This is a genomic window from Fructilactobacillus vespulae (genome assembly GCF_047324295.1).
Classification (GTDB): domain Bacteria; phylum Bacillota; class Bacilli; order Lactobacillales; family Lactobacillaceae; genus Fructilactobacillus; species Fructilactobacillus vespulae.
On record NZ_CP137138.1, the window covers coordinates 919,772 to 932,266 of the forward strand.

12 protein-coding genes are annotated in these 12,495 nt (G+C 33.7%); 9 read left to right on the plus strand and 3 right to left on the minus strand.

Features of this window, described 5'->3' with window-relative positions; genetic code table 11:
- Window position 1 precedes the first annotated feature (1 nt).
- From R4B61_RS04500 to R4B61_RS04520, 5 genes are read left to right on the plus strand one after another with little or no spacing between them, the layout of a single operon-like run.
- A complete protein-coding gene (locus R4B61_RS04500; RefSeq protein WP_413628293.1) occupies window positions 2-661 on the plus strand; it encodes a histidine phosphatase family protein in 660 nt (219 codons plus the stop codon).
- A 10-nt stretch (window positions 662-671) separates the two neighbouring features.
- The gene (locus R4B61_RS04505; RefSeq protein WP_413627090.1) at window positions 672-1,346 is read left to right on the plus strand and encodes a tetratricopeptide repeat protein; all 675 of its coding nucleotides are present in this window, start codon (window positions 672-674) and stop codon (window positions 1,344-1,346) included.
- Window positions 1,347-1,372: 26 nt separating this feature from the next.
- A complete protein-coding gene (locus tag R4B61_RS04510) occupies window positions 1,373-3,838 on the plus strand; it encodes an ATP-dependent RecD-like DNA helicase (protein ID WP_413628294.1) in 2,466 nt (821 codons plus the stop codon).
- A 31-nt stretch (window positions 3,839-3,869) separates the two neighbouring features.
- Window positions 3,870-4,820: a ribose-phosphate diphosphokinase gene (locus tag R4B61_RS04515; protein WP_413627091.1), complete on the plus strand. Its 951-nt coding sequence runs from the start codon at window positions 3,870-3,872 to the stop codon at window positions 4,818-4,820.
- Window positions 4,821-4,831: 11 nt separating this feature from the next.
- Complete coding sequence (locus tag R4B61_RS04520; RefSeq protein ID WP_413627092.1) at window positions 4,832-5,827, plus strand: aldo/keto reductase; 996 nt, start codon at window positions 4,832-4,834, stop codon at window positions 5,825-5,827.
- Between the two features lie 85 nt (window positions 5,828-5,912).
- Here R4B61_RS04520 and rnjA read toward each other — a convergent pair whose 3' ends face one another.
- Together rnjA and R4B61_RS04530 are read right to left on the minus strand one after the other, a co-directional pair.
- The gene (rnjA, locus tag R4B61_RS04525; protein ID WP_413627093.1) at window positions 5,913-7,601 is read right to left on the minus strand and encodes a ribonuclease J1; all 1,689 of its coding nucleotides are present in this window, start codon (window positions 7,599-7,601) and stop codon (window positions 5,913-5,915) included.
- 2 nt (window positions 7,602-7,603) lie between these two features.
- Window positions 7,604-7,819: a DNA-directed RNA polymerase subunit epsilon gene (locus tag R4B61_RS04530; RefSeq protein ID WP_413627094.1), complete on the minus strand. Its 216-nt coding sequence runs from the start codon at window positions 7,817-7,819 to the stop codon at window positions 7,604-7,606.
- Window positions 7,820-7,984: 165 nt separating this feature from the next.
- Here R4B61_RS04530 and R4B61_RS04535 point away from each other — a divergent pair, with 165 nt between their 5' ends.
- A complete protein-coding gene (locus R4B61_RS04535) occupies window positions 7,985-8,467 on the plus strand; it encodes a hypothetical protein (RefSeq protein ID WP_413627095.1) in 483 nt (160 codons plus the stop codon).
- Window positions 8,468-8,494: 27 nt separating this feature from the next.
- Here R4B61_RS04535 and def read toward each other — a convergent pair whose 3' ends face one another.
- Window positions 8,495-9,055, minus strand: a complete 561-nt coding sequence (gene def / locus R4B61_RS04540) for a peptide deformylase (RefSeq protein WP_413627096.1) — start codon at window positions 9,053-9,055, stop codon at window positions 8,495-8,497.
- A gap of 262 nt (window positions 9,056-9,317) precedes the next feature.
- Between def and R4B61_RS04545 the strand changes: the two genes are divergently transcribed.
- The 3 genes from R4B61_RS04545 to typA all read left to right on the plus strand — a co-directional run bounded on the left by R4B61_RS04545 (window position 9,318) and on the right by typA (window position 12,493).
- Window positions 9,318-10,166, plus strand: a complete 849-nt coding sequence (locus R4B61_RS04545; RefSeq protein WP_413627097.1) for a lactate dehydrogenase — start codon at window positions 9,318-9,320, stop codon at window positions 10,164-10,166.
- Window positions 10,150-10,446, plus strand: a complete 297-nt coding sequence (locus tag R4B61_RS04550) for a UPF0223 family protein (RefSeq protein ID WP_413627098.1) — start codon at window positions 10,150-10,152, stop codon at window positions 10,444-10,446. The genes R4B61_RS04545 and R4B61_RS04550 overlap by 17 nt, the downstream gene beginning before the upstream one ends.
- A 208-nt stretch (window positions 10,447-10,654) precedes the next feature.
- A complete protein-coding gene (typA, locus tag R4B61_RS04555) occupies window positions 10,655-12,493 on the plus strand; it encodes a translational GTPase TypA (protein ID WP_413627099.1) in 1,839 nt (612 codons plus the stop codon).
- Window positions 12,494-12,495: the final 2 nt, after the last annotated feature.

Sequence of the window (12,495 nt, forward strand, 5' to 3'; positions counted from 1 at the left end):
TATAATGAAACTATACTTCGTGCGCCATGGAAAAACAGAATGGAATTTAGAAAGTCGGTACCAGGGATCTGGTGGTGACTCGGAATTATTGCCACAAAGTTATCATGAAATGAAACTAGCTGGTAAGTATTTAAAGACAATTAATTTTAAACATATTTATTCTAGTCCCATAAAGAGAGCTCGAATTACGGCTGAAAATATTCAAGGTGAATTGGTTAAACGAGTTCCTTTATCATTAGATAATCGGTTAGAAGAATTTAACCTAGGTAAGATGGAAGGAATGAAATTTACGGATGTTGAAAATAAATATCCGCAAGAATTTAACGATTTTAGAAATCATCCTGAAAAATACGATCCCTCCGAGATTAATGGTGAGACTTTTCCAGATTTAATTAAGCGAATGACACAAAAAATCATGGAAATCACCGAAAATTTTGATAATGAAGATAATATTTTGATTGTTAGTCATGGAGCGGCTTTAAATGCATTAATTAATAGCCTTTTAGGGGTTCAATTAAAGGATTTAAGACAGCGAGGTGGCTTAGCCAATACCAGTACCACAATTATTGAAACTAATAATGCGGGTAAAGATTTTAAACTAATCAAATGGAATGATACTAGTTATCTTGATCGTAAGTTACAAGAATCGGATTTAGTTTAAGGAAATTATTATGACATTTAAAAAAGAAGCAGATAAGCAAAAACAAACAGAAGAAACATTGCATAAACTAGTTAAAGATATTGATGATAATCCCCATGACTATCATACTTACTATGATTTGAGTGTTTTTTTGATTCAATTACAAAGTTATACCCAAGCGGAAGAATTACTAATGAAAGCATTGGGGTTATTTGCTGATCGAAGTAAAAAAGCTAAAAATACCCTAACTTATGGTTTAGGTAACGTTTACTATTCTGCTGGAGAAACCAATAAGGCAATCCAACAATTCCAACAGGTTACAGATAAGTCATTACAGTTTGATGCCTATGTAATGTTAGCCCAGAGCTACATGGCTCAAAATGATTATAAAAGAGCATTGATTTTTTTATTAACTGCACAACCACAGGCTAAACAAGATGAGTCTTTAAATCTTTTAATTGGTCAATGTCTGTTAGCAGAAGGGGACTTTGCTCAAGCAGCTAATTATTATGAAAAGGTTCTAAAATCTAATCCTGACCAAAAAGAAGCTAACTTTAGTTGTGGATTGATTGCCATGACAACTGATGGAGATTATAAAACGTATTTTAATAAAGTAGAACAGTTAGATCCGGTTTACTTTAAAGAACAACAAAGTAAGATTGCTGATATTGAAAAATTTATTCAAATTCGAGACAAGAAGAAATAGTGTAGGAGAAAAAGTTGACCACTTCAATGAGTTTATTTGATAACAATAATAATAACGGCCAAGTTAATCACGAACAGCAATCCGTTACGGGTCGCCTAATCACGATTTTTTTTGAAGGTTCAGATAGCTTTTATAAGGTTTTACTAATTAAAGTTGAAAAAGCTAATTTTGATTGGTCAGAAAAAGAGATTGTTGTTACTGGTAATTTTGCTGATGTGGCCGAAGAAACCAGCTACCGATTTGTGGGTAAATTAGTAGAGCATCCCCGCTATGGACAGCAATTTCAAGCCACTAACTATGAAAGAGCATTACAAACTTCTGCCGTTGGATTGGTTAAATATCTTTCGGGATCAGACTTTCCAGGAATTGGAGAAAAGACCGCACAAAAGGTAGTCGATACTTTAGGGACGGATTTAATTTCACAATTACTGGAAAAACCAGAGTTGATTGCCAAAACAGGATTGAAAACTAAACAACAGCAAACCATTATTGATACTTTAAGAAGCAATAATGGAACTGAACAAGTGATTGTTGGATTGAATAGCTATGGCTTTGGTAGTAATCTTGCCGCAGCAATTTTTAAAAAGTATCGAGAAAAATCACTTGAGGTTATTCAGGAAAATCCCTATCAATTAGTTGAAGACATCAAAAACATTAGTTTTAAGCGTGCTGACCAGATTGCGCAAAAAGTAGGTCTAGAATACAATTCAGCCGGAAGATTACGGGCTGGACTGTTAGCAACGTTGAATCAATTATCGATTAGTAATGGAAATACTTATTCCAACAGTAAAGAAGTTATTAATGCTAGCTTTGAGGTATTAGATACAGATCCTAATCAAAAAATTGATGATCAAAAATTAGCTAACGAGTTAAAAGAATTAGTTAAGGATCGAAAAATCGAAGTGGATCATGAAAGAATTTATCTAAAAAATTTATACGATTCAGAATGGAAAATTGCAGAAAATATTAAAAGAATTTATGATAATCAGAGTGATAAAAAAGAAGATTATCTAACTGCTATCCATAAAGTTGAAAAAGAAATTGGAATTGAATATGATGAATCGCAATTAAAGGCTATTAATACTGCTTTACAAAATCAAGTTTTTATCTTAACTGGGGGACCAGGAACGGGTAAGACTACCATTATTAATGGAATTGTTAAAACGTTTGCAAAAATAAATGATTTATCATTGGATGTTAATAAATATAAAAATGACGTATTTCCCATTTTATTAGCCGCTCCCACTGGTCGGGCAGCCAAAAAGATGGGAGAATCAACTGGAATACCAGCCAGCACGATTCATCGTTTATTAGGCTTAAATGGCAATGACGATGAAGAGGGAAATGGAAATGATATTGAGGGGCAGTTATTAATAATTGATGAGATGTCGATGGTCGATACGGAACTATTTGAAAAATTAGTTAGCGCAGTTGCCACTGGAATGAAAATTATCTTAGTTGGAGATAAGGATCAATTGCCATCAGTAGGACCAGGACAAGTTTTTTTCGATTTAATTAATTCAAAAGTAGTTCCTAAAATTGAGTTGAATCAGATTCATCGACAAGAAGATGGTTCAACAATTATTGAACTTGCGCATGATATTAAGAATGGTAAACTGCCAGATACGTTATTAGAAAAAGAACCGGATCGTAGTTTCATTCAATGTGGTAACGGACAAGTGGTTGAAGTGATTAAGCAAATTATTGCTAAAGCAAAAACACACGGTTTTAATGCCACGGAAACGCAGGTTTTAGCACCCATGTATCGAGGCGATGCCGGAATTGATCGTTTAAATAACGAAGTTCAAAAAATTATGAATCCCAAAAGAGACCCACAACAAAAAGAAGTTGAGGCGCAGGGACAAAAGTATCGAATTGGCGATAAAGTTCTTCAATTAGTAAATTCTCCAGAAGAAAATATTTTTAATGGAGATATTGGTAAAATAGTGGGAATTGATATTAATAAGGATCAGAAAAAGTACCTAGATAAATTAATAGTGGCCTTTGATCAAACTGAAGTATCATATACCAGAAATGATTGGAATCAAATTACCTTAGCGTACTGTACTTCAATTCATAAATCACAAGGTAGTGAATTTAAAATGGTTATCTTGCCAATTATTTCTCAGTATCGCCGGATGTTAGAACGTAATTTGTTGTATACGGCGGTTACCCGAGCCTCTGATAAATTAATTATGGTAGGAAATGTAAGTGAATTTGCTGCTTGTATTAAACGAGTTTCTGGGAATCGAAAAACATCTCTAAGCGAACGAGTTCAATCAATGTTTAATTTTCAAACCGATTCAGTTCCAGTAGAAACTAAAGCAGTAGAAAATGATATTAAGGAAAAAGCACCTGAAAACGGTGAATTTATTTTAGACGAAAATAAAATTCTTAAAAATGAGATTGATCCCATGATTGGAATGGATGGAATTAAACCATCTGATTTTATTGATGCTAAATTAACTAAAATTGATTATAATAAGAAGTAGTAATCTTAAAACAGCAGTGAGGGGAAAAAAAGTGTCTATTAATACTAAGCATAAACCAATCATATTTGCCTTAAGTTCAAACAAACCATTGGCAGAAAAAATTTCAAAAGTTAGTGGTATGCCAATTGGTGAGGCAACCATTAATCAATTTAGTGATGGTGAGATTAAAATTTCAATTGATGAAAGTATTCGTGGAGATGATGTTTATATTATTCAATCAATCTCTGATCCATCAAATGATAATTTAATGGAATTATTAATTATGATTGATGCGGTTAGAAGAACTAGTGCACATACGATTAATGTGGTAATGCCATTTTATGGTTATGCTAGATCAAATCAAAAAACTCAATCTAGAGCGCCAATTACCGCTAAATTAATCGCTTCATTTTTACAAAATAGTTCTGTTGATCGAGTAGTTGCATTAGATTTACATGCTGCTCAAATTCAAGGATTCTTTGATATTCCAGTTGATCATTTACGTTCAGAAAAATTAATTAGTGAGTATTTAAAAGCTAATGGTTATACAGAAAATGCTGTGATTGTAGCACCTGATCATAATGGGGTTGCTAGAGCGCGAGGAGTGGCTAATCGTTTAGATTTACCTTTAGCTATCATTGATAATCGTGACCCCGAAAAGAAAAATCATGTTCCCAATACAGTGATTGGTGATGTAAAAGGTAAGAATACAATTATCATTGATGATATGATTGTTACTGGATACAATATTAAAGTTTCTGCCGAAGTTTTGAAAAAAGCAGGGGCAAAGAAAGTTTCAGGAGCTGTTACTCATGCTGTTTTTGCTGACAGTGCGAAGGAAAATTTAAGTAGTGAAGATCTAGAAAATGTAATTGTTACTGATTCAATTAAAATTCCAGATAAGTTTAAATTAGATAAATTAACTATTTTAACGGTTAGTAATTTAATTGGTAATGCACTTAAATTAATCCAAGATGAAAAGACAACTCACATTTTATTTTAAAGGAGTTTGACATGGTATATAGAGCAAATGATAATCGATACGATAATATGTTAGTTAGAAGAGCCGGTAATAGTGGTTTACAATTACCAGCACTTTCATTTGGAACTTGGCATAGTTTTGGAGACGATGCTAATTTCAAAGATAGTCAAAAGATTATGTTAGAAGCTTTTGATCGTGGGTTATTTAGTTTTGATTTAGCAAATAACTATGGACCTGGATCAGGTGCTGCTGAACGAATGTTTGGACAAGTATATCGTCAAGATTTGAAACCTTATCGTGATGAAATGATTATTACTACTAAGGCCGGTTTTCACATGTGGCCTGGTGTGTATGGTAACTTTTCTTCGAAGAAAACATTGATTGCGGCGCTTGATAGAAGTTTGGAACGAATGGGATTAGACTATGTAGATATTTATTATTCACATCGTTTTGATCCTAATACTCGTTTAGAAGAAACTGCTCAAGCTTTTGATCAAATTGTTCGTTCTGGTAAGGCGCTTTATATCGGAATTTCTAACTACGATGGTCCACAAACCGAAAAGATGATTAAATTATTAGAGGAATTGCATACTCCATTTGTAGTTAACCAAAGTTCATATAACATGTTAAATCGACAACCTGAAGTCGATGGTACTCTAGATACTTTATCTAAGTATAATGATGGTTTTGTGGCTTATGGTCCTTTAGCGGAAGGTTTATTAACGAATAAATATCTTAATGGAATTCCAGAAGATATCCATCTTCACTTTACCAATGATGTAATTTTAAAGGATGGAACTGCAGGAGCAGTTAAAAAGTTAAATGAATTAAATGAAATTGCGTTAAATCGTGATCAATCGTTAGCACAAATGTCATTAGCTTGGTTACTTAATAATCCAGTAGTTACTAGTGTGGTTACCGGAGCTTCAAAACTAAATCATCTAGAAGATAACCTAAAGGCACTTGATAACCTTACGTTTACTCAAGATGAATTAGATGCAATTGATAAAATTACTAAAGGTAAATAATATAAAAAGGGTAACCAATTAGGTTATCCTTTTTATATCGATATATTTATAAAAAAAGCCTAAATCAAAAGATTTAGGCTTTTATTTATTTTTTAGTATTATTCATAATTAACATTGGTAAAATTAATGGTTTCCGTTCTGTTTTTTCATATAAGAAATTAGAAAGTTCATTAACAATCGCACGTTTTATGATTCTTTCATCGGCATTTTTATTGTTCATGGCACGACGAATGGTTTTAAATACAAGATTTCGACCTTGATCCAACAATTCACCAGATTCACGCATATAAACAAATCCACGTGATAATAAATCTGGTCCTGATTGAATCTCTTTGTCCTTAAGATTAATGGTTGCAACTACCACCACTAGACCTTCTTCAGAAAGAAGTTGACGATCTCTAATAACGTTTTTATTAACGCTATCAGTACCATTTCCATCAATAAAGACATCACCAGCCGCAAAACTACCGGCAAAGCGGGCAGTATCTTTAGTTAGTGCAAGCACATCACCATTTTTAAGGATAAATGAATGATCCTTTGGAACGCCACATTGTTCAGCTAAGCCAATGTGAATTTTTTGCATTCTGTATTCACCGTGAATAGGAACGAAAAATTTTGGTTTCATTAAGCGAATCATTAATTTTTCTTCTTCTTGACCACCGTGACCAGAAGTATGAATTTTATTTTCATAACCACGAATTACATGGGTTCCAGCTTCTTCTAGTTCATTTACCACTCGGTTAACACTTAAAACGTTACCAGGGATGGGGTTACTTGATAAAACAACTGTATCCCCGGGTTCCATTGTGATTTGGCGGTGGGTACCGTTAGCGATTCTGGAAAGGGCAGCCATTTGTTCACCTTGAGATCCGGTACATAGAATCATAACCTTGTTTGATGGTAATGACTTTAATTGGGAAGCATCGACAAAGGCGCTATCAGGAACTTTAATGTATCCGAGAGCTCTACCGTTAACTACGGCAGCTTCCATACTACGACCAAAGACAGCGACTTTACGACCATGTTTGTATGCCGAGTCAATGGCTGTCATTACTCGGGATAGGTTAGAAGCAAAGGTGGCAAAGATAATTCTTCCATCTACTCGATCAAAGATTTTTCTTACTGAATTACTTACGTAACTTTCAGACTTGGTCCAAACCGGTTTTTCTGCATTCGTACTATCTGCCATTAAACAGAGGACGCCTTCTTCACCCAACTTAGCCATTGCTTGTAAATCTGGTGGAGTGTTAGTAACAGGAGTCAAGTCAAATTTGTAATCTCCAGTTTCAACAATTACACCATCAGGAGTATGTACAGCAACACCCAAAGCATCTGGGATAGAATGGGTTGTTCTGAAAAAAGAAACACTGGTTTTTTTAAATTTTAAAACTGATTTATCAGAAATCTCGTGTAATTCGGTTTGCTTGAGCATTCCGTGTTCTTCAAGTTTTCCTTTAATCATTGCTAAAGCAAGGGGACCTGCATATACGGGCACGTTAATTGCTTTTAAGATAAAAGGGATTCCACCGATATGATCTTCGTGACCATGGGTGATTACTAATGCTTTAATCTTATTTTGATTTTCTACCAGGTATTGGTAATCTGGAATTACGTAATCAATACCTAATTGACTATCTTCTGGGAATTTAATTCCGGCATCAATTAAGACAATTTCATCTTGGAATTGAACTCCATAGGTATTCTTACCAATTTCTCCCAAACCACCAACGCCATAGATAGCTGTTTCATTATTTTTGACGTTTAGCTTATTCATATTTATTTAAACTCCGTAATTTTGAAATCGGATTCGTTTTGTTCGAATTCAAGATGTTTACCAGTTAGTGGTTGAATGTATTCGATAGTATATTCAGTATTATCTCTAATTAGATCACGAACTTCTGCTTCTGTATTAGCATTGATGTAAAGTGATTTAGTAACTTCTCTTTTAAGTCCCTCTAGAGGATTTGGTTGATATAAAACTTTGTAGATCATGTTATATTACTCCTTTTGTAATTAAATTTAGTTGTCGATCTGTTGTCGATTTTTTAAAATGATAACTTAATTCTACCATATAATATTTTTTAAGTATATATAAGCAATTTCTAGCTTTACTGGGGAATAATGATACTATTTAGGTAAGGAAATAAAAGCAGGTAGGTGTTAAACGTGAGAATTATCTTAGAGATTATTATTGGAACAATCGTTGCCACTTTTATATATAGTTTTTTACATTATTTATTTGTGACTATTCCAGAACGAAACCATCAGTTACAGGTTAAAAGTACAGTTGACGATCAAATTTCGATGTTAATGAAAAAAGTAAAGCAAAATGGCGAAGTAAAAGGCCTTTATTTCAATAGTTCTAAAGTTTTAACCAATGTATGGGGTAGAGGAGTAATGGTTTTTGAATATGAATTTAGAGTTGAAACAACTTTGAAAATTAACCAACTTCGTTCCTTAACTGAGCTAGAATTATTAAATTTAAAGATTCCACAAGCCGAATCAGATGATATTGAAACCAACTTGATTATTACCGATTTTTGGTTAAACAAAAATCAATTAGTTTTTGATGTTGCCAATCGAACTAATTCAGCAACCCAGGAATATGTGAAGGATATTATAAAAATGGATCGAAAATAAAAAAACACTACAGACGTAGTGTTTTTACTAATCAATAAATATTTCATCAGAGGTTCTGCTGAATGGGTTTTCCTTATCAATATGATCATAGAATAAGGTACCATGGAGATGATCAATTTCGTGTTGAATAATGATTGCAGGATAATGCTTAAGACGAACGGTATGTTCTTCACCATTAACGTCTTGGTATCTTACGGTAACTCTGTCTGATCTGGGAACGTATCCCTCGATATCTTTATCAACCGATAAGCAACCTTCACCTACTGAAAGGGCTGCTTGTTGAACTGAGTTTGAGATGATTACCGGATTAATAATAATGTCTTTAAATGGAGATTCAGTTTCATCACCCTCGGGTGGGGTTAAAACAGCTGCCATTAGTTTTGACTCCCCAACTTGAGGTGCTGCCAATCCAACACCGGCACGAAGTTGATATTTTTCACATAGTTCTGGATCTTGACTGATTTCTAGGTATTCCATCATTTTATCAGCTAATTCGCGATCTTCTTTACTAAGGGGAAATTGGACTTTTTCTGCTTGCTTACGTAGGACTGGGTTTCCGTCTCTAGTAATGTCTTTCATTAAATACAAAGTGGTTCCTCCATTCGGTTTAACGATTTATCTTTATTATAATGCAATTTATAAATTATTGTAAGAGATGCTAGTAAAGAACAAAAAATAGTTGATAAATTTTGCATTTTATCAATTAAATGTTAGTTTATATTTTATATTAATTTTTTTTATATTTTTAAGGAGAAAGACTATTTTAAAAGTAAGGTTAATTTTAAAAGGTGATTCTGAACGAATTCATAATTTAATTAATACACTAATAATTGAAGATAAGTTTGTTCATTTGTTTGTTGATGATTATGATTATTTAACGGTGGTAAAAAAAGCCAGTGAAATTTGTCAAAATTTAGTGATAGAAAAAATTGATGATAATACTGATTTGGCGACCATGAACGGATTAATTTATTTACCTAATACTAATTTTTATGATCCCAAAATGAGTGATGCTGTGGAAATTGCCCAGGTAATGCGAGAACCGTTGTTTGAATTTAGAAAAACGTTAAATGAATTAATTGCCAATGGTTTCAATGGTAAAATAATTCTAAATTCACCTCATGATGAAGTTTTCGTTTATTTTGCCGCTTATTTTTCTGGATTAGATGTTAAGAAAATTATTGGAATTGGAACCCTGGCGCAAGAAATTATCCTAAGAGAGTCCTTGGTGAAGAAGTTCAGAGTTAACGGAAATGACATAAACGTCAATACACTGGGATTGAATACTAAAAACTTGGTTGCTTGGAGTAGGGTATATATTGGTCCTTCACCATTATTAACCTACGTTGCAAACGGAAATGATGATAACGATAAAGAAATTATTAGTGATTTAACTACACAGCTTAACGATGCTTTAATTGTTACCAATCCGATTATTCAAGCAAAAGCGATTAGTTACCTTTTAAATTGTTTATTTAAAAATCAGTCATTGATTTGTTCGGTAACAAGTGTCAAAAAGGAAAATGACCAGTTTAGTTTATTATTAGGTCCCAAACTAGTTAATGAAATTGGAATTTATCATGCAATTAACTTACAACTATCTGATGACGAGAATGAAGAGTTAGATAATAATTTAAAACAAGCGACAACAATTATAGAAAATATAAAAAAAGGAAAGAAAGATGCAAAGAAAGACTGATGGTAACTATGAATATCCAATTATAGAAGATTGGACGCGAACAGAGTTAATTGATGTGACGAAATTTTTTAGTAGTGTCGAAATGGCTTACTATGATGACCACGGAGTTAATCGGGAACAACTATTGGATAGTTATGCTAAATTTCAAAAAATTAATCCAGCCAGAACGGAACAAAATAGTTTAAGACGAGAATTTGAGACAAACTCAGGATTAGATATTTATCACTTATTAAAAAAAGCCCAAGAAAACCCTAACTTAAAAAGAATCAAGGGCGATTAGAGATAAATGTTTAGTAAATTGACTAAGAGTAAATATTTATGCTATAGTTAAAAATAGTTTTAATAGCGAAAAAAGGATGCAAAACGGTTAATGATTAATGTTTCGGATAAAGATACAGATGTAGATTTATTTACTGAAGTTTTTTACCTGATGATTGGTTCAAGCTTAGATTGCACTCTTTAGACTGCTTTTTGAGGAGGAAACATTTTTGAAAACAAGAGATGATATTAGAAACATTGCGATTATTGCCCACGTCGATCATGGTAAGACTACTTTGGTTAACGAACTTTTGAAGCAATCTGATACCCTTGATGGGCATGATGAAATTCAAGATCGTGCGTTAGATTCAAACCCAATTGAACGTGAACGTGGAATCACTATTTTGTCAAAAAATACAGCCGTTAAATATGATGGTAAACAAATCAACATTCTTGATACACCAGGACATGCCGATTTTGGTGGAGAAGTTGAACGTATCATGCGAATGGTTGATGGTGTTCTTCTAGTTGTTGATGCAGCTGAAGGTACTATGCCACAAACTCGTTTCGTATTGAAGAAAGCTTTGGATCAACACTTAACACCAATCGTAGTAATCAACAAGATTGATAAGCCAGGTGCTCGTCCAGAAGAAGTTGTAGATGAAGTTCTTGATTTATTTATTGAATTAGGTGCAGATGAAAGTCAACTTGACTTCCCAGTTGTATATGCTTCAGCTATGAATGGTACTTCAAGTGTGGATGCAGATCTTTCTACACAAGAACATACTATGAAACCTGTCTTCTCAGCTATTCTTGATAACATTCCAGCACCAATCGAAAATTCAGAAGATCCATTACAATTCCAAGTTGCAATGCTTGATTACGATGATTTCGTTGGTCGTATCGGAATCGGTCGAGTATTTAGAGGTAAGATTAAAGTTGGGGATAACGTTGTTGTTATGAAGCTTGATGGGGAACAACAAAAATTCCGTGTTACTAAGATCATGGGATTTGTTGGTCTTAACAAAGTTGAAATCAACGAAGCCAAAGCTGGTGATTTAATTGCCGTTTCTGGTATGGAAGATATCAACGTTGGTGAAACTGTTGTAGCTCCAGATGCATTGGAACCACTACCAATTCTAAGAATTGATGAACCAACTATGAGAATGACATTTGGTACTAACACTTCTCCATTTGTTGGAAAAGATGGTAAGTACGTTACTGCTCGTCAATTAATTGATCGTCTTGAAAAAGAATTACACACTGATGTTTCTATGAGAATTGAAGAAACTGATGATCCAGGTTCATGGGTTGTTTCTGGTCGTGGTGAACTTCACTTATCTATCTTAATTGAAACATTACGTCGTGAAGGTTTCGAACTACAAGTTTCACGTCCAGAAGTTATCTACAAAGATGTTGATGGTGTGAAATCAGAACCATTTGAATCAGTACAAATTGATACTCCAGACGAATACTCTGGTTCAATCATTGATACTCTTGCTCAACGTAAGGGTGAAATGCAAAATATGGAAAGTGTTGGAAACGGTCAAACTAGAATGGTATTCTTAGTACCTTCACGTGGTTTGATTGGTTACTCAACTCAATTCCTTTCAATTACTCACGGATACGGTATCATGAACCATACTTTCGAAAAATATGGTCCAGTTGTTAAGAACTGGGATCCCGGTCGTCGTAACGGTACATTAGTTTCAATCAACACTGGTAAGGTTACTACTTACGCTATCATGGCAGTTCAAGATCGTGGTAAGATCTTTACTGATCCTTCTACTGAAGTTTACGAAGGTATGATTGTTGGTGAAAACTCACGTGATAATGATATTTCCGTTAACATTACTCGTGGACGTAACCAAACTAACGTCCGTGCCGCTGGTTCTGAAGATATCGCCAAAGTTAAAGCTCCAGTTCACTTAACGCTTGAAGAATCACTTGAATTCTTGAACAGTGACGAACTTTGTGAAGTTACTCCAGAAAACATTCGTTTAAGAAAACGTATCTTAAACACCAACGAACGTGAAAAAGCTGCTAAGAAAAACAAGCATAATCGTTAATT